The organism is Natronoarchaeum philippinense (genome assembly GCF_900215575.1).
Taxonomy (GTDB): Archaea; Halobacteriota; Halobacteria; order Halobacteriales; family Natronoarchaeaceae; genus Natronoarchaeum; species Natronoarchaeum philippinense.
Genome location: NZ_OBEJ01000003.1, coordinates 220056 through 238886 on the forward strand (window position 1 = coordinate 220056; position 18831 = coordinate 238886).

General features: G+C 56.0%; 15 protein-coding genes. 9 read left to right on the forward strand and 6 right to left on the reverse strand.

From position 1 onward, the window contains the following. The first annotated feature begins 3 nt into the window (after positions 1-3). The 4 genes from CRO01_RS11890 to CRO01_RS11905 all read left to right on the forward strand — a co-directional run bounded on the left by CRO01_RS11890 (position 4) and on the right by CRO01_RS11905 (position 4908). Positions 4-1314: a hypothetical protein gene (locus CRO01_RS11890; protein WP_097009371.1), complete on the forward strand. Its 1311-nt coding sequence runs from the start codon at positions 4-6 to the stop codon at positions 1312-1314. Between the two features lies 1 nt (position 1315). Beyond that, the gene (locus CRO01_RS11895) at positions 1316-2332 is read left to right on the forward strand and encodes a hypothetical protein (RefSeq protein ID WP_097009372.1); all 1017 of its coding nucleotides are present in this window, start codon (positions 1316-1318) and stop codon (positions 2330-2332) included. Next, positions 2329-4329 carry a VirB4 family type IV secretion system protein gene (locus tag CRO01_RS11900; protein ID WP_097009373.1) on the forward strand — a complete coding sequence of 667 codons (2001 nt, stop codon included), beginning with the start codon at positions 2329-2331 and terminating at the stop codon, positions 4327-4329. Before CRO01_RS11895 ends, CRO01_RS11900 begins: the two co-directional genes overlap by 4 nt. A gap of 69 nt (positions 4330-4398) precedes the next feature. Further along, positions 4399-4908: a hypothetical protein gene (locus tag CRO01_RS11905; RefSeq protein ID WP_097009374.1), complete on the forward strand. Its 510-nt coding sequence runs from the start codon at positions 4399-4401 to the stop codon at positions 4906-4908. A 91-nt stretch (positions 4909-4999) separates the two neighbouring features. On the opposite strand, the gene CRO01_RS11910 is transcribed toward CRO01_RS11905, so the two are convergent. Both CRO01_RS11910 and CRO01_RS11915 read right to left on the reverse strand, forming a co-directional pair. After that, positions 5000-5986 (reverse strand): SDR family oxidoreductase, encoded by a 987-nt coding sequence (locus tag CRO01_RS11910; protein ID WP_097009375.1) that lies wholly within the window; start codon positions 5984-5986, stop codon positions 5000-5002. Positions 5987-6095: 109 nt separating this feature from the next. Further along, on the reverse strand, positions 6096-7229 hold the full coding sequence (locus tag CRO01_RS11915; RefSeq protein ID WP_097009376.1) for a DUF4330 family protein: 1134 nt from the start codon (positions 7227-7229) through the stop codon (positions 6096-6098). Between the two features lie 254 nt (positions 7230-7483). On the opposite strand from CRO01_RS11915, the gene CRO01_RS11920 reads away from it, so the two are divergent. Then, positions 7484-8863 (forward strand): sugar transferase, encoded by a 1380-nt coding sequence (locus tag CRO01_RS11920; protein WP_310731937.1) that lies wholly within the window; start codon positions 7484-7486, stop codon positions 8861-8863. 44 nt (positions 8864-8907) lie between these two features. On the opposite strand, the gene CRO01_RS11925 is transcribed toward CRO01_RS11920, so the two are convergent. From CRO01_RS11925 to CRO01_RS11935, 3 genes are all read right to left on the reverse strand, one after another. Next, the gene (locus tag CRO01_RS11925) at positions 8908-9828 is read right to left on the reverse strand and encodes an NAD-dependent epimerase/dehydratase family protein (protein ID WP_097009378.1); all 921 of its coding nucleotides are present in this window, start codon (positions 9826-9828) and stop codon (positions 8908-8910) included. Between the two features lie 78 nt (positions 9829-9906). Beyond that, the gene (locus CRO01_RS11930; RefSeq protein ID WP_097009379.1) at positions 9907-11265 is read right to left on the reverse strand and encodes a nucleotide sugar dehydrogenase; all 1359 of its coding nucleotides are present in this window, start codon (positions 11263-11265) and stop codon (positions 9907-9909) included. Beyond that, positions 11262-12239, reverse strand: coding sequence for an NAD-dependent epimerase/dehydratase family protein (locus CRO01_RS11935; RefSeq protein WP_097009380.1), 978 nt, complete (start codon positions 12237-12239; stop codon positions 11262-11264). The genes CRO01_RS11930 and CRO01_RS11935 overlap by 4 nt, the downstream gene beginning before the upstream one ends. Before the next feature lie 168 nt (positions 12240-12407). On the opposite strand from CRO01_RS11935, the gene CRO01_RS11940 reads away from it, so the two are divergent. After that, positions 12408-13529: a glycosyltransferase family 4 protein gene (locus tag CRO01_RS11940; protein WP_097009381.1), complete on the forward strand. Its 1122-nt coding sequence runs from the start codon at positions 12408-12410 to the stop codon at positions 13527-13529. A 3-nt stretch (positions 13530-13532) separates the two neighbouring features. Here CRO01_RS11940 and CRO01_RS11945 read toward each other — a convergent pair whose 3' ends face one another. Beyond that, positions 13533-14453 carry a polysaccharide deacetylase family protein gene (locus tag CRO01_RS11945; RefSeq protein WP_179747474.1) on the reverse strand — a complete coding sequence of 307 codons (921 nt, stop codon included), beginning with the start codon at positions 14451-14453 and terminating at the stop codon, positions 13533-13535. A gap of 157 nt (positions 14454-14610) precedes the next feature. On the opposite strand from CRO01_RS11945, the gene CRO01_RS11950 reads away from it, so the two are divergent. Genes CRO01_RS11950 through CRO01_RS11960 form a run of 3 tightly spaced genes read left to right on the forward strand, consistent with a single transcriptional unit; the run spans position 14611 to position 18830 of the window. Then, positions 14611-16164 carry an alkaline phosphatase family protein gene (locus tag CRO01_RS11950; RefSeq protein WP_097009383.1) on the forward strand — a complete coding sequence of 518 codons (1554 nt, stop codon included), beginning with the start codon at positions 14611-14613 and terminating at the stop codon, positions 16162-16164. Positions 16165-16218: 54 nt separating this feature from the next. Further along, a complete protein-coding gene (locus tag CRO01_RS11955; protein ID WP_097009384.1) occupies positions 16219-17367 on the forward strand; it encodes a glycosyltransferase family 4 protein in 1149 nt (382 codons plus the stop codon). 2 nt (positions 17368-17369) lie between these two features. Further along, positions 17370-18830: a sulfatase family protein gene (locus CRO01_RS11960; protein WP_097009385.1), complete on the forward strand. Its 1461-nt coding sequence runs from the start codon at positions 17370-17372 to the stop codon at positions 18828-18830. Position 18831 lies beyond the last annotated feature (1 nt).

The following is an 18831-nucleotide window of genomic DNA, read 5'->3' on the forward strand; positions in this document are numbered from 1 at the left end:
CAGATGGGCGCCCTTTCGGAGGCGATCGTCAACGCTCTCGAAGAGTTCCTTCGCGTCCTCTTTGGCCCAATCACTGGTCTCATCGAACGCTATGCGAACGACCTCGTTCGCGTCGTCGTCGAGACGCCCCACCCCAATGCCGTGTTCGGCGCACCGACAAACGGCGTCTGGCCGGATCTCTACGCGTACTACTGGGATGCGATCGTCCCGCTCTCCTTACTTCTGTGGGGACTGATGATCGGACTCGTCATCCTGCTCGAATCGATGAGCTACCTCTTTAGCAACTACCACCGCTCGAAACTCAAAAAGCGGGCCGTCACCGGATTGCTGGGTATCCTCTCGTGGTGGTGGATCGCGGCGCTCTCGATGCAGTTCATGAGCGGCCTCGCCGGCTTCCTGGTGCCCGACCTGAGCACCATCTCGCTCTTCGAGACGCTGTCCTTTGGCGCGCTCGGCGTCCTCGGCCTCTCGCTGACGCTGACGATCGATCTCGTGTTGTTCCTCCTGCTGGCGTTGATCTACTTCACGCGCCACGTCGTGTTGTATCTCTTCGTCCTGCTGACGCCGCTGCTCATCGTGTTCTGGATTCCCGGCGTCGGGCCGTTCTCGCTCATGTCGGGATTCATGAAGCGCCTCGCCGGGTTTTACGTCCCGTTCTTGTTTATGACCGTCCCCGTTGCACTCCTCTTCCGACTGGGTGCGATCTTCGGGGAGAGCTTCGGCCTCTCGATGGGCGGGCTGGGTGCGTGGCTGACCGCACTCGTGATCCCCTTCGCGGCGCTCGTCTCGCCGATTATCCTCTTCTGGCAAGCAGGTGCGCTGTTTTTCGTCGGCGATCGCATCGCCCATCGAACGTCGAGACAGCGAGCAACGTCGCGTGTCCAGACAGCACAGGGCCACGGCCAAACGGCAGCCCACGGCGGACAGAACTTCGCTCGAGGCCTCCGTGGCGAGCCAGCACAGACGCACGGCGGTCAGACCACGCTTGGCTCTGGCCAATCACGAGCCCACGCTGCGGGCTCACGATTGAACGCCACCGGAACGCGACTACACGACGCGTACAGCAATCGCGGTGGTGGCGGGGCTGTCGCTGGTTCGTCGACTCAACAGGGAGGGTCGGGAGCCAGCCAGCAGCATTCTGGTTCACCATCGACGGGCACCGCTTCCACTGGAACCGATGGCCAGTCCCCGATCACCATCGAACCCTCTTCGGAGCAATTCGACACCCTGCGGAACAGGAACCAGTCCCCGGACGACCAGTCCACGCACCGCGACGACACCGACCGCGGAGCGAGCGAGCGCAGAGAGAACTGAGATGAGTACGAACGATCCAACCAAACGAATTCCGTCTTCGATCGGCACAGACACACAACTATTCGGGAAATATACGCTGAGCGACCTCGCAGTCGGGCTCTTCCCCGGCGTCGTGGTGATCCTGTTGGCACAGGTCGTCGTGCCACCCGAGGCGAGTCTCGCGGGCATCTCCGTCCAGACGCTGACACTCCCGTTCGCAGGCGCCGGGATCGCCGTCGGCGCGCTGTTCGTCTACCTCACGCCGACCTACACGACGAGCATGGACTGGATCGGGACGTTCCTCGGCTTCCAGCGACGTGAGACACAACACGCCCACGTGGAGACAACGGAGTACACGCACCTCAAACGCGTCTACCCCGACGACGGCGTCCTCGAACGAACAGATGGAACGCTGTTCGGGCTCGTGCAAGTTGATCCCCCATCGATGGCGCTTGCGACGACCGACCAGTGGCGCACACAGTCACGTGCCTTTGCGGACTTTCTCGATACCGTCATCGAGTTTCCCATCCAGCTCTACTCGACCACACGAGACTTCCCGGTCGAGGAGTACCTCGCTCACTACGAGGACAGACGTACGGATCCCGACGTACAGGCGAATCCACAACTGGAGGCGCTGATCGACGAGTACGTCGAGTGGTACCGGACCGATCTCGAAGAGCGTCGCATGACGATCCGAGATCACTACGTCATCGTCTCTGTCGCGCCCGAAGAAGTCCAGTTCGAGCGAGAAAGCCTCACGCAGAAGGTCGCACGTATTCCAGTGATCGGGCTTCTACTCAGAGCGTGGTTCGCCCCACGTTCTGCGGAACGCCACGAGGCGATGCTCACCGCGCTGTCCGGACGGCTCCAGCGCGTCGAAGCCGGTCTTCGGGAGATGGACGGCTGTGGTGCCCACCAAATCGACGCTGACGATGCGACGCAACTCCTCGGCGAGTTCTGGTCCGGAGAACCTATCGAGTACGGCAATCTGCGTTCGGCGCTTCGGACGCGTCCAGTCGTTGGAGGGAAGTCCGAATGATCCGCTCACTGCTATCGTCGATTCGGCCGGGTGTGTCGGCCGATCCAGACGATGCCGACGAGACTACCGACCAAGACACCGCGACAACCGAGGATGCCTCTGAGGAGACGAGCGAGACCACCGAACGTTCTCCGTCTCGCACTGACACCACGGTCGAGTACGACCCGAGCCAGCGCCCGCTCACGGACGTGTCCGCGACGCATCAATCGGTCGTCGCACCGTCGAGTATCGAGGAACGTGCAAACGCCGTCAGAACGGGCGACCACTGGACGAAGACGCTCTGGATCACCGAGTTTCCGGACGCCCCGACCGACGGCCTCTACGAGACGCTCTATTCCTCACCCGAGACGAGAACGACCGACATCTCGATCCATCTCGACCCGCGCGAGACACACGCCACGCTCGACTCACTGGAGAACCAGATCGAGGACCTCGAAGCGGATTATGAGTATCTGAACGAAAAGCGCAGGGCGGGTGCCCGTGGCGTCAGGAAGGATCTCGACGACTACCGCGAACTCTACGACGTGCTTCGGAATACGTCGACGCGGGCCTTTGACGCCTCGATGTATCTCACGGCTCGCGGGGACGCCCCCGAGGAGGTCGATACGCGATCGGTCGAACAGCTCGCACGAAGCTCGCCGGCGAATCTCACGCCCGTGACGCCGCGGTGGTCCCAACTCGACACGCTCACGTCGGCAAGTCCCGTCGGCGTCGATCAACTCAATCACTCGCTCGACGCGAAGACGCCGATGCTCAGCGGCGCCGTCGGCGCGATGTTCCCCTTCGTCGCGGGGACGTTCGCCGAACCCGGCATCGAGTACGGGACATATGCGCTCAACGAGAGCCCGATGATTCTCGATCGGTTCAACCGCGAAACCGGCTACTGTACGATGGTCATCGGGAAACTCGGCGCCGGGAAATCGTTCTCGACGAAACTTCAACTCGTCCGTCGAGCGATGTACGATCCGGACACCGTGATCGTCATGCTCGATCCCCTTGCTGGCTTTGCCGGCGTCAACGATGCGTTGGGTGGCGAACGTATCACCGTCGGCGGGACGCGTGGATTCAACCCGCTCGATATACAGGCGACGCCCGAGCACGTCCTGCAGTCGGTGTCTGACTTGGATCCGTGGGCCGAACAGATTTCGTGGGTACTCACGTTCTTCGAGACGTTCTTCACCCACGTCGCTACGAACCCACTCGCCGAGCGAAAGCAGACGCTGCGCCGGGCAGTGCAAGTCGCCTACGAGCGGTATGGGATCACACGCGATCCAGAGACCCACGGCAACGACTCACCGACGATCAGGGATGTCATCGGCGTCCTCGAAACGTTCCTCGAGAACCCCAGTGAGTTCGGATATGCGACTGACGCCGAACGAGAAAGCGTCAAGGACGACGCCAAATCGCTGTTGAAGGATCTCCGGCCCTCCTTTTCCGAGAACGGCGACCTCTCCAATCTCGCCCAACCGACATCGTTCGACCTCGACTCGCCAGTGATCTACCTCGACCTCCACCAGGACGAAGGAACCCGTGGGCGCTCTGAGACGAGTCTGATGATGCAGGTGCTGTTCAACGCCGTCTACGAGCGTGCGAAGGGCACCGAGAAGAACGTCATCTTCGCCATCGACGAGGCCCACTATCTGATGGCCGATGCGACATCGTTGTCGTTCTTAGAGACCGCAGTTCGACACTCTCGCCACTACGACCTCTCCTTGCACTTCATTACGCAGACTGGCGGCGAGTTCTCCTTGACGCCGGAGGCGCGCACGATTGCCAGTCTCTGTTCGATGACGCTGTTGCATCGCGTCGACGAGGAAGCCGGGAAGTTGGCTGAGTGGTTCGGGTTGAGTGAGCGCGAGGTGAACTGGATTCGGACTGCCAAGGCAGGGAATGATGAAGACGGATATTCGGAGGCGTTGCTGGGGATCGACGAGGAGGGGTGGTTTCCGCTACGGGTTCGTGCCAGTGAGTACGAGGCGAACGTGATCAGTAGGTGAGTATTCGAGAGTAAACTCGTCTACTCCTGAACCACCATTACATTTGGTCTGGCGACCGAACGACCGGGCATGTTCCGCCGCGCCCGCGAATTCGGACCGTCACTGTTGGTACCGCTCGCGTGGATGTTCGTCGCCGCTGCGCAGGTCGGCGTCGTCGCAGACCGCACGATCTTCATCGCGCTGGTCGTGATGAGCGTCCTGCTCGCTGGCTTCGCGGTGACTGGGCGTCCTGACATGCGATCGGGAACGCTCCTCGTCTGGTGGCGTGTCATCGCCCTCGGGACGGTCGTCACGCTCTCGGGCGTCGTCGGATTCTTGCTCGACCCGGATAGCGGGGTCCTCCTGACCGTCGCGCTGGTCGGCTGGATGGTGCTCCCTGCGATCGGGTTCGTCGACACCGGTCGGCGCGTTACTGAGGGGACGTGGGTCTACACGGGCGGCGCGATCGGGAGCATGCTCGGTACTGTACTGTACCTTGGCGGGCTCGTCGCGTCGACGGAGTGGGCGCTGCTCGCAGGCCTCGTACTCGTCGGGATCGGACAGACTGCAGGTATTCTGGATGCGACGATTCGATACTGACGGCGGCGCTTCCTCTCGAAAGTAGTGACAGGTTCTCCGTCTCTCTCGCAGTGACGGCGGAGAAAAGACCACTCGGTAGGCGCTTTCGTGTTTATGAGTTCAGCACGAGCGGCTCGTACCACTCGCGGTTGTCCTGATACCACTCGATGAACTGCGCGACCCCCTCGCGGATGTCGACGGTCGGCTCGTAGCCAAGCAGGGCGTTAGCCTTCGAGACGTTGGCGTGGGTGTGCTCGGCGTCGCCCGTTCGGGCTTCGTCGTACTCCAGTTCGAGTTCGGGTGCGAGCTCGTCCTGAACCACTTCCGCGAGCGTCTCGATGTCGATGTTGTCCGTGCTGCCGACGTTTATGATCTCGCCGTCGGCGCTGTCGTCGGTCAGGAGTTGCTGATTGACCCGGACGATATCGTCGATGTACGTGAAATCGCGCGTCTGCTCGCCATCGCCGTAGATCACGGGCGGTTTCCCGTTCAGGCAGCGCGAGACGAAGTTCGTCATCGCCATATTCGGGCGCATTCGTGGGCCATAGACGGTGAAGTAGCGCAGCGAGACGGTCGGGAGGTCGTACAGTTCGGCGTAGACGCGCGCGTACTGCTCGGCCGCGAGCTTCGAGACGCCGTAGGGACTGACCGGATTCGTCGGGTGGTCCTCGTCGTAGGGGAGGTATTCGGGTTTGCCGTACACAGAAGAGGAACTGGCGAGTACGACACGTTCGATGTCGCTGTCGCGTGCGGCGTCGAGGACGTTGAGCGTCCCGTCGACGTTGATATCGTGCGGTTTGCGGGGGTTGTCGACGCTCGTCCGGACGCCGGCCTGTGCGGCCTGGTGGTAGATCGCGTCGGTATCGTCGACGAGGTCAGTGACGGTGTCTTGGTCGGTGACGCTGCCCTCTACGAACTCGTAACTGCCCCCTGAGTTGTTCGCTGCCTGTTGTGAGGCGTCGATATTGTGTTGCTTGATGCCCGTATCGTAGTAGGGATCGAGGTTGTCGAGAACGGTGACATCGTGGCCCGCGCCGGCGAAGGACTCGGCGAGATGGCCGCCGATGAAGCCCGCGCCGCCCGTGACGAGAATTTGCATTAGTGATCTGTGTTGTTGTGTCCAAGAAAAGGATGTTGGAACACTTGCAGTCAACACCTGCGTGTTCTCGTGCCAAAGCAAGTGGCAACGAGATGATTCGGGTTAGTGATTACTGGAACTCGGTGATCTCGGCGTCGAACGTCCGATCCGGAAGGTCAAGTGTGATTGTGTTGCCTTCCTGAATCGGGCGACCGTGGAAGCGCAGCGTAGAGTCTGTCTGTCGCGTCGTCAACTCGACCGTGAGCGTGACGTCCTTTTTGGTGGGGTGATCGCGCAGGTAGATGTTGCCGTCGTTACTCTTCAGTATGACTCCCGCGGGCTGGATACCGACGCTCTGGATCGTCGCCAGCGTCTCATTTCGCTCAGCTTCGGCCATTCCTGCCTCCAAACTCTCTGCGAATTCGGGACTGATGCTTTCGAGTTGGAGTGTCGCGGTTGTCGTGGTTGGGTCGCCGTATTCTACGGTGCTTCCGCGTCGGACCACAGTTCCGGCTAGGTCGTACGCGTCAGTTCGGAATGCGACGTTTGTTCCAAGACTAACTTCTTGACCGGCGTACGACGGAGCGTCTCCGCGTTCGATCGTTGCGAGTTCGAGCCCGACGAACACCCGGCGGGTGTTCTCGGCTATGGGATAGGCGGTGACGTTTCGTACCGTAGCGATCGTCTCATTTTTCAGTCGGTGTTCGTCGCCGACCTCGATCGCCTCGGAAGTAGCGGCATCGAGTTTCGTCTCAAGCACGACGGGCGTCCGGTCGATCTCGATCGATCCGTTTTCGGAGGCGAGTGCGGTGACGCTGCCCTTGACCGAGTAGTCACTTGTGTCGAGCGTGAGACTCTGTCCGAGCTGAAGCCGTTTTTCCCCGAAGACGAATCCGTCGCTATTCTCGGTGCCGGTGAGTCTCGCGCGGATGGTCAGATGTGTATCTTTGTTGTTCCCGATATTGGCGACCGGCGTCGCATGTACGTCAGTGATCGTGAGGTTGCTGGGCCCGTTGACATCCATGTTATCGCCTGTCTCGAGGCCATCGACAATTTCGTCCGGCTGATTGCCGAGATCAAGCGTCGCGTATCGGATCGTGGTGTTCGGCGTCGAATCGCCGTCTGCACCGCCAGTTGGCTCGGAGCTGACACCGAGTACAAGCGTCGCGCCGGCGGTTGCCACAGCGAGGACTACCAGCACGACGAGCGCGTCGACGACGTTGACACGGCCGAAGAGATTGCCGTTCTCGTCGAGGATCTTCATTGTTCACCAGCGTCGTTCATAGCCGATGCTTTTTCGGGCCCATTAAATGCTTTCCAGATTCGAGTGCCGTGCCACGAGAGGGGTCGGTGTCGATCACGAATTTCGCACGATCGTTTCGGATGAAGAACACTCGCTCCTAATCACCTGAGCCGTTCACGTGACGGTGCGTTGGTCAGTATTTTCAAAGACGTTATAGTAGCCCGACACGGTTGAACGATTGAATGCTCACTGGATGGCGCTACCGGATCACTGCGGTGACCGGAGCGCTGTTGCTTACTGTTGGGGCCGTTTTCGTCTCGAATACGCCCGCTTTGCAGGAACTCGCAACGGCGTCCGTCCCGCTGATGAGTCGGTTCAGTCCAGTCTCTCAGAACGGTGTTCCTTTCGTCCAAACGCTCTCACTGACGGCTCTCGTGGTTCTCGCCAGTCTGCTCCCGCTGTATCGGCCTCGCCCACGGCGGAGTCTCGACACAGTTTCCATCTCGCTCAAGCGGGTCGTCGTCGCCGGCCTCGCGCTTGCGACGGTGGGCTTTTTCGACTGGGTGTCCGGCATTCCACGGACGACCCTTCTCCTCACCGTCAGTGCGCTGTCGGTCGCCATCCCTGCGTGGTTCGTGTGGATCCACCGATGGCCACACGGCGATGCCGAACGCGTCTTGATCGTCGGTGACGATCCTAATCAGATCTCGACGCTTTCGGCCGAAACGTCACTGCCGCTACTAGGGTATCTTTCCCCGACGAGCGTGTTCGCCAGCGGCGATGGGACAGCCACCGAGAACGTCACAGCATCGAAGGCTATCGCTGACGGCGGCGTGGAAGATCTTGAACGACTTGGTGGCCTGTCTCGACTTGAAGACGCACTCGTGGATCTTGATATCGACACCGTCGTGTTGGCCTTCCACGAACCCGACCGAGCCGAGTGTTTCGGGGTGCTCGATACCTGCCACGAGTACGGCGTCACAGCGAAGGTCCACCGCGAGTTCGCCGACACGATACTGACCGAAGAGGATGCTGTCGGTACGCTGGCCGATGTCGAACTGGAACCGTGGAACGCACAGGACTACCTGTTCAAGCGGGTGTTCGACATTGCGTTCGCTGGAACTGCGCTGGTGGTGCTCTCTCCGATGATTGGCCTCATCATTCTGGCGATCAATTTCGAAGGTGAGGGGCCAGTTTTCTTCAATCAAGAACGAACTTGCCTATACGGAAATACGTTCACAGTCCGAAAGTTTCGAACACTCAAGCCAGTTGACGACGATGTCGACCTCGATATTGACCAAGACAGGCGCACTCCTCTCGGAGAATTCCTCCGAACAACGCACTTCGACGAGATTCCTCAGCTGTGGTCGATTTTAGTCGGCGACATGAGTGTTGTCGGACCACGTCCTGCGATCACCGAACTGGAACCAGAGTACGAAGCCGAGGCTGATGCGTGGCGACAGCGGTGGTTCGTGAAACCTGGCCTGACTGGTCGTGCTCAAATCAACGATGCCACCGGTCACGAGCCAAAAAAGAAACTTCAACACGATCTCCAGTACGTACGGAATCAGTCGTTCTTTTACGACCTTCGGATCGTCGTGCGACAGATCTCGAAGGTGGTTGCCGATCTTGTCTCGTTTGGTGGTTCTAATTAAGAGAGGCAGCACTTTCTAGGGAGTTACATTCAACTAAATTATTATTACTCGTCGATAAGCGACTCTAACCCTTCTCTCAGAGTCGTCCTTGGATCGAATCCGAGCTTTGTCTGTGCTTTGTCGATCTCTGCTCTGCTTTCACCGATATCTCCAGAACGCGGATCGACGTGAACGATATCAGAATTCGACTTAGCGACCTCTTGAATCATGTCAGACAGTTCTCGAATCGTGACGCTAGAACCAGTACCGATGTTGAATGCTTCACCGACCGCGTCGGTTCGTGCTGCGAGTAGATTTGCGCGAACTACGTCGTCGACGTGTACGAAGTCTCTCGTCTGTTCTCCGTCGCCTTCTACTGTAATGTCGTCTCCCTCTGTTGCTTGATCGACGAAGATGCTGATCACGCCGCTGTAATCTCCTGCTGTCTGACGAGGGCCGTACACGTTGAAGTAGCGGAGTGCAACCGTCTCGACACCGTAGAGGTCGTTATAGAGTCGGGCATACCGATCGATAGTCAGCTTTTCCAGTCCGTACGGCGAACTGGGTGAGGGCGGATGCTCCTCGTCGATCGGCACGTAGTCGGGGTCGCCATAAATCGCGCAACTGGAGGCAAGTATCACTCTGATATCGTCTGTTCGTGCTCGCTCGAGAATCTGAAGTGTCGGCCGAGTGTTGATCTCGAAGCTCTTTTCGGGAACTTCGACAGATCGCTGAACGCTCACCTGTGCTGCTTCGTGGAAGACGAGGTCGATGTCCGAGAGCGCGGTTTCGAGCGTTTCTCCGTCTCGGATATCGCCTTCGACTAATGTAGCCTCTGAATGAACGTTGTCCCTCTGACCGGTCGAGAGGTTATCGAGCACGCGAACGTCGTTGTTCTCGACGAGCGCATCAACGAGATGGCTTCCGATGAATCCAGCTCCTCCCGTAACAAGAATTCGTTGCCCCTCTGGGGCGATTTCCTGCATACACGTCCTGATTCGAACGCGGTGAAAAGACTTCTTCTTCTGACCTTTTGGGCTATGTGATTTCTATACTGTTGGTCGTCACTTTGATGATGTCTGCGGTGCAGTCGAGACCTGTTCAGAACGCCACTCGGTAGTGCGACCGTCTCCCAACCGGACGACAGCCCCGCCGAATTCGTCAGGTATCACCGCTTGTGTATCCACTACGAGTTCGGCACCACTGATTGTCTCGTACTCGAATGTATCGTGATCGACAAGGAGCAGTACGGTGTCTACTTCTTGGACTGTCTCAGGATCTATTTGATTATCGGGTTCGATAGTCGCCCCGTCGATTGTAACTCGGTCAACCTGTGGATCAACCAGTTTTGTGGTCGCTCCACGACTTGACAACGAATTAGTAATATCGAGCGCTGGCGAGTTCCGAACGTCACCGACATTCGGTTTGTAGCTAACACCGAGAACCAGCAGAGATGACCCGTCCAGCGACTGTCCCCGTGCTGCAAGAGCGGTTTCGACGCTGTCGACGACGTGATTCGGCATCGATTCGTTGATAGCGTGTGCTTGTTCGACCAGATCGAGCTTCCGACCGTCTTGGCGGCCTTGCCAAGTAAGGAATTGCGGGTCGACCGGGATGCAGTGACCGCCGACGCCGGGGCCCGGGGAGAACGCTTGAAAGCCAAACGGCTTCGTTCCGGCGGCTTCGATCGCTCCACGGGCGTCGATCCCAATCTCCTCGGCGTGCTTTGCGACCTCGTTGACCAGCGCAATGTTCACCATTCGGTAGGTATTTTCAACGACCTTTGTCAGCTCGGCCGCGCCAGTCGACTCGACTGGAACCGTCTCTTCGACGACGGCCTCAAGCAGCGTCGTCGCAGCGTCTCGTTCCTCGTCGGAGTCCCCTCCAACCACAATGGGAATTTCTTCGAAGTCGTACGATCCGCCAGGATTGATTCGTTCAGGCGCGAACGCGACGAGCGTGTCTTCTCCAGGCCTCCGGCCGTTTTCACGGAGAGTCGGTCGGATGATCTCCTCGGTTGCTCCGGGATACACGGTACTACAGCCAACGAACAGCACCTCGCGGTCGGGAGCATTTTCTGCAACGCTCTTTGTTGCCTTCCGTACAGCGCTCATATCTGGCTCTGACTGTTCTACGCCTGTCGGTACGGCAACGAGGAATGCGTCTGATTCTTCGAGAGCATTCGCGTACGTCGTGGGCTCGAACCCCTGATCGATCGCCTGCTGTACTGTCTCGTCGTCGATGTCTTCGACGTACGAGGTGCCGTCACGTAGCTGTTCGACGCGGTCGAGATCGATGTCGAATCCGACGACATCGAAGCCGGCCTCCGAGAAGTGACACGCGAGCGGGAGACCGACGTATCCGAGACCGACAACTGCGACTGTCGCGTCGGCACGAATGATCCGATCCCGGACGCCGTTCATTCTGCTGCCTCCGGAACCGTCGGCTCTCGGCGTTCTTCGATGACGTCTTCGAGGATGCGATCGAGCTCCGTCTCGGGACGCCAGCCGAGCGTCGCTTCGAGCTGCGATACGTCGGGCTCTCGCTGCTGGGGCTCCTCGAAGTCCTCGTCGTAGGCGACCTCGTAGGGAATGTGTTCGATCTCGGACTCTGAGCCCGTGAGTTCGATCACGCGCTCTGCGAGGTCGTTGATGCTCGTCGGTTGTGGTGCGCCGACGTTGAACACCTCGCCGTGGGCGTCGGGGTCGTGCAGCAGCTCGTAGGTCGCGCGAACGGCCTCCTCGACGTGGGTGAAACTACGCGTCTGCGTGCCGTCACCGTAGACAGTCAGTGGCTCGCCCGCGAGGGCCTGCTCGACGAACGTCGGAATCACCATGCCGTATTGGCCGGATTGGCGCGGCCCGACGATGTTGAAGTATCGACCGACGACGACCGGCAGGTCTTCGGCGTCGTGATATGCCAGCCCGTAGGCCTCGTCGACGGCCTTCGCGGAAGCGTAACTCCACCGCGGGCTCGTCGTCGGTCCGAGGATGCGGTTGTCGGATTCGGCAAACGGGACTGCAGTCGATTTACCGTACACTTCTGACGACGATGCGATGAACGTCGGGACCTGATGCTCGGCAGCGGCTTCGAGGACGTTTTCGGTCCCCTCCAGATTCGTCTGGAGCGAATCGAGAGGATTGTCGACAATCTTCTCGACACCGACCGCAGCAGCGAGATGATACACTTCAGTCGCTCGTGATACGGCGCCATCGACGATATCTGATTCACAGACGCTACCGTTGATGACTTCAACACGGTCGAATCCGGCAATATTATCTTTTGTTCCGGTAGAAAAATTATCAAGAATAATAATGGATTCGTTAGTTTCTTCGCGTAATAAGTCGACAAGGTGGGAGCCAATGAAACCCCCTCCTCCGGTAATAAGAGTAGCCATTTCTTAACAACTGAAAGGGCGTTTCTTCGTAATAATTCTTCTGCTCTGAGGTTTACTCTCTGATATTCCATAACTGGATTCGAGATACCAGCTTTATTTGTTCTTGTACTACAGACGCTCTTCGGCCGACCATACCATCTTTATTGATGGAATCCCGAGACTGGCTTGATGTCGTCGAATCCACGTATTTTTCATCTTATTACGAGACTTATCGGCGGAGGCGCAGTTAATGGTCTCATACCAATTGCTACCGAATTGGACGGATACAACGTCACTGTCGGGTACGGGTCTGAGGTTGATCACCAGTACGTCGAACTTCTTCAGAAAGAAGGCGCCGACACTAAACAGTTCAACCTGATCAGGCATTACAATCCGATTACGGCAGCGCCTGCAGTGCTTTCTGTGGCCAACTTCATTCGCCAGAACGACTTTGATATCGTTCACACTCACAGTACTGAAGCCGGAATTATCGGACGGGCAGCAGCTAGACTCGCTGGGACATCAAATGTGGTCCACACCATCCATGGTGTGCCATTCTCAGAGGACCGAAATAACCTCCTCAACTGGTTTGTCGAACGCTCCGAGGTTGCTGCAGCTCCTTGGACCGATGCGATAATATCAATAGCCGATATTATCTCTGAGGAGTACCTTTCCCGTGGGATCGGTCGCCCCGAACAGTATCAAACGATTCGGTATGGGATCGATCTCGACAAGTTTAGCAGCGGTTATCCAGCATCAGATCTTCCAGACTCGGAGGTCCAAGTACTGATGGTCAGCCGGCTAGCTCGTGGGAAAGGGTTTGAGGTCCTCCTCGATGCCACCGAAGAGCTTGCTGTGGATGGTGTTTCTATTTTGATTGCCGGTGATGGGCCATTGTCTGACGAACTTTCGTCCGAAATTGAGGCGCGCGGACTTGAGGAAACAGTCCACTTGCTTGGTTACCGCGACGACATACCTGCTGTCATGGCCGCTTGCGATATGCTGGTGCTCCCGTCATTTCGGGAAGGCACGCCGTTCGTCATTATCGAGGCGATGGCAGCCGGGTTACCGGTTGTGGCGACCGACATCGCTGGAATTCCGGAACAGGTAGATCCCGAAACAAATGGTATTCTGATCGAACCTGGAAACACAAACGCTCTCTCAGACGCAATTGCCCGCCTTGCTACCTCTCCAGAGTTACGTGAGCGCTTTGGCATGGCCAGTCGGAAGCGAGCACAACAGTTCTCTATGACTCGGATGCAGGACGATTACGCATCGGTATATGCTGACCTTTTGGATTCGAATCGGTGAGCATCATGCACGCTCTGCGAGGTCCGCCATAGTCTGGACCTGTATTTTCCCTTCGGAACGAAGCTGCGCCGCATATTTGAGAACTTCCTCAAACAACTGCAAGTGCCGTTCAAGTTCGGTAGCGACGTTGAACGGATGAAACCATAAATGAAAAATTTTCCCAGTTTTGGCAGCTCTATCGAGTCCCTTCTTTGCTCGCTTGACTTGTGTGCGTGCGGGTGTGTATTGCCACTTATCGTTGACTGGTCGGAATATCTGAGACCCTGGCACCTCTACTAAACCTGATTTTTTCTGAGGTGTCACTACTGGTGGAGTTCGACAAAAGAACTCATCTCCAAATCGTAACGGACGGCGGAGTGGCCCAGGGATGCGATATTCGTACCAACGGTCGTCCTTACCACGGTAGCTCTGGATCCCATGCTCTGCTAAAATGTCTATATGGCCAATTTTGTTTCTGGGAAAAATAAACGTCTGTGGCGAAATTCCCGCCTCCTCAGCGACCGCTACAGCCTTTTGTATCTCTGCTTCTGCTGCCTCACGTGTGCAGCCTGGCTCTCCTAGGATCATGTGTGAGTATCCGTGAAGACCGATTTCGTGGTCCACTTCACGGGATCTCAACTCGGTTAGGACATCTGGGGCATACCAAAGTTCCTTCTCGATACCTGAGCTGCAAGGAGAAGCATCGAACCAATCATCAACCCGATCTATCTCCGGAGATATCATCTCTTCGTGTCCGGAGCAATCTTCCAACAGGTGCATTACGAGTGCCCAAGTTGCCGGAACCTCGTACTGATCAAAAAGGTCACAGAGACTGGTAATGGCGCTTCGAGTGTTTCTATAGGCCTGTTTGTAACGATCGACATCTCCTGTGTCGAAGCAGCCCCAACTGAACTCGGTATCCAGCGAGACGACGAATGTTCCCATTGTCGACTGGTCCCGACTATTTGATATCGGCTCTATTTCTTGTTCCATATCACTCTTCTCTTGCTATTTTATTGTCTGCTCTCACGACGCGTCTGACAACCGCCACTCGTCAAGCGAATCGGTATAGTTACGTAGGTATATCTGAAATGACCCCGCAATGACTACGGTTGTTGTTGGATTGGATGGAGCTTCATTTGAACTCATCGATCGATGGATCGATGAGGGAGAGCTTCCTGCAATCGAACAGCTCGTCGAAGACGGCGTTTCATCTGATCTCCAGAGTTGCGTTCCCCCGGTCACGTGTCCCAATTGGCAAGCTTACGCTACGGGAACGAATCCCGGAAAGTTGGGCGTTTTCTGGTGGGAGTACATTGATCGCGAGGAACATGACATCTATAGTACCAGCTCCGCTGAGAACTTCAACGGCACTCACTACTGGAACTACCTTGATGGACGCTCTGCTGTCGTGAACCTCCCAACGAGTTATCCACCGTCTGATATCGATGGGATTCACATCGCTGGTGGTCCCGGCGCCGAGCAAAGCGGGTACACGTCTCCTGCTGAACTCGAGACGGAACTACAGGAGGAGTACGACTACAAAGTACATCCTGAGAAACTTGGAGAACTGTCGGTAGATAGCCCGGATAGTGACTGCATCGATGAAATCTACGAGTTAATCGATAATCGATTTGATATCGTGGAAGACTTGCTTACTGACGGCGAGTACGAACTCATCCACGTCACCGTCTTTTATCTGAACGTTCTGCATCACTTCTTCTGGGACGACGAGATCGTCAAAGCGGCTTGGACTAAAATTGACCAGCGACTCGAACGTCTACTTGAGACTGACGAGATGGATCGGTTGTTTGTAATGTCTGATCACGGTTCTAACGAGATTCAGGTTAGCTTCCGTATCAATGCGTGGCTAGAAGAGCAAGGATACCTCGAAACAACCGGTGGAATTGCTGATCTTCTCTATCGATTTGGCCTGACACGCGAGCGTGTTCGTCCGATTCTCGCTAACGCCGGGATTGAGTGGTTCATGCGAACCCTCCTTCCCTCCCGGATACAGAACGCCCTCCCTGATGAATCTGGAGCAGTAACCCAAGGTGCGAAAGCTTCTGTCATTGACTGGGATGCTTCGAAGGCAGTTGCCAGTGGCCAAGGTCCGGTATACGTCCTTTCTGAAGACGAAACGGAACGAGAGAAAATCACAGACGAATTGATAAGCAAGCTAGATGGTCTTGAGCACGAGGGCACTGAAATAGTCTCTGCCGTCCCCTCTAGCGAGGTTTACGATGGCCCAGCTCGTGCCGACGGTCCGGACATTCTCCTTCGGCAGGCTCCTGGCGTTCACATTGAAGGAAAAATCGGCGACGTAGCTCCGTTTGGAACACCTGATCGATGGCGGGGAGAAAACAAAGAAACTGGACTATTCATTGCGTCTGGACCAGATATCAAAGCCGGTGAACAACTAGGTAGCATGGATATTACAGAGATTGCTCCAACTCTTTTACATCTACACGGCCAATCTATCCCCCAGAATCTTGATGACGATCCTCGAGTTGACATCTTTCAGGAAGGAACTGCCCCGGCTGAGACGGACGTTACGACAGCTCGTGCAGGGAAGATAGACAGTGATCAGGGAGCAACCGCCCACGAGGAGAGTGAAGTCAGTGACCGTCTTGCGGACCTCGGCTACCTAGAATGACTGCCGGTATCCGTCTGCATCGTTCTGTAAACTGCTTGGTGAACAGCATAAACGATGAGTGAATCCACTGTCGTCTTTTTCCACATTGCTTCAGGATCTTATGGAGGGGGTTCCCACATGCTGTATCGGCTCCTTTCGTCCATCGATCAGGGGTCGATCAATCCTGTTGTGCTCGCTCAACGAGACGACACACTCACCCGAAAGCTAAGGAAAGAGGGTATCCGCGTCGAAATTGTTCCCTTCCGCGGCAGCCTTGACTCGTACAATGAAGCACTTTTGACCGGGTCGATCAGCCTGAAAACTCGTTCTGCTTTTCGACTGCTTCAGTTCAACGCTGAAGCTCGATCCGTGCTACGGGACGCAGACGTGATCTGGTGTAAGAATCTCCGGGCGCTATTGTCGATTATCCCGTATTCGATACTGTCTGATGCACGGCTCCTCTGGAACATCGGGCTTGGAAACCCTTCAACTGGTTTCAGACGATATCTCAATACAACTGCAATTCGTGCAACCGACGAAATTCTGATTGAATCCCCCGTTCAGGCAGAACGGATCTTCACGGAGTCTCAGCTTCGGCGTGCCAGAGATAAATTGACTATTATAAGTAAAGGTATAGACACTGACCGATTTTCTCCATCCCCGAACCCTAAGCAGAATGAATTTCGGGTGGGTATGGCCTCCTTGATTACTCCGCGCAAACGAGTCGAGGATTTCATATCGGCGGCCACACGCATCAACGAAAGCGATCCAGATATTCGCTTCTCAATTGCCGGCTCACCGCCCGACGTGGACGACACCGAGTATCTCGATCGTCTTGAACGACTCGTCGCATCGAATGGTATAGAGGACGTGGTTACGTTTGAGGGGTGGGTTGACGATATGCCGAGCTTCTACAATTCGATCGATGTGTTTGTTCTCCCATCTCAAAATGAGGGCATACCTGGCTCAGTCAAGGAAGCTATGGCCACTGAGACTCCCGTTATCGCCACGAACGTCGGAGGAGTACCGGAGATCGTCGATCACCAAACGACTGGGTATCTCGTCAAGCCGAAATCGCCGTCACAGATTGCAGACTATCTTCTAGAACTCCGTGAGAACCCCGATCTAATGGACGAAATTGGACAGAATAGTCGCCAACGAATCGTAAATGAATACTCTATGGAAGCATATCTGCAACAGTACGAGACAATTCTTCAACGATAAGCATGGCTACGACACCCAATATTCTATTTATTGTGATGGATACGGCCCGGGCAAAAACGGTCTATAATGATCCAGAGGTGATGCCTAACTTCTACCGGATTGCCGAAGATGGTACGCTGTTTACGAACGCCTTCAGCACCGCTCCGTGGACACTACCATCTCACGCCTCGATGTTCTCTGGTCGGTATACTTCTGACCATGGAACACATGCAGGATCGACATCATTTGACCCAGACTACCCCCCATTAGCTCAACTCCTCAACAGGTCCGGATATCGCACTGCTGCATTCTCCAGTAACACATGGGTTGCTCCAGAATTCGGATTTCAACGGGGGTTCGAACACTTCAGCACGTGGTTAAAGATCGTCAACGGCGGCGTGGATCTCGAAGCGATCGCGAAGGAGAAAAACGGTCTCGTTGAACAAGGGGTGGCAGTCGGCAAGAGTTTGTTCAGGCGCGATGCCCACCGAACGATTCTCAACGCCCTTTACGCGAAGTTTTTCAAGGAGCGCTATGACTCAGGTGCAAGACTAAAGAATTGGAAGATTCGACGCTGGCTATCTTCTTACGGCAGCGACGACCGACCATTCTTTATTTTCGCCAATTATCTGGAGCCGCACTTAGAGTACGATCCGCCTGAGAAATTCCGGCCGAGGTTCTTACCCGAACATCTTGATCAGTCAGATTTCGACGGCCTCAACCAGAACGCTTGGGAGTATATCTGTGATCAAGTGCAAATGGATAATTCCGATTTTGAACTGCTGGAAGCGTTGTACAAGGCAGAACTCAATTATCTCGATTATCGGCTCGGAAATCTGTACGACTACCTTGATACGAGTGGATTACTTGAGGAGACCATGATCGTGATTGCTGGAGATCATGGCGAAAACATTGGTGATCATGGGCTGATGGATCATCAGTATTGTCTCTACGATTCGTTACTTCATGTTCCGCTGCTCGTTCGGTATCCGGACAAATTCCCGGCAGGTAAGCGATTTGATGGTCTCGTTGAGGTCCGGGATCTGTTTCCGACACTACTGGAAGTCGCGGACGCATCAACTGACGATGAAGCCGCTTCAAGCCGAAGTTTACAGCAAGCGCTTGAGCGTGGGGGACGTGAATACGTGCATGGAGAGTACGCCACTCCCCAACCATCCATAGAAGCACTGGAACAACGTGTCGGGCAAGTTCCTGCGGACGTGAAAGAGTACGATCGATCGTTGCGATCAGTTAGGTCGGATGAGTGGAAACTTATCGAAGGATTGGATGGAACAATAGAATTGTATAATATCGATTCAGATCCTAGCGAACAAAATGATGTCTCAAACGATTATTTAGATACCGTTGATGAACTCTCACAGCTATTGCGCAATCGTTTCTCAGAATTCTCAGATATACCACGTGAATCAGTTCAAATGAACTCATCGACAAAAGATAGACTCGAAGATCTTGGTTATTTGTAAC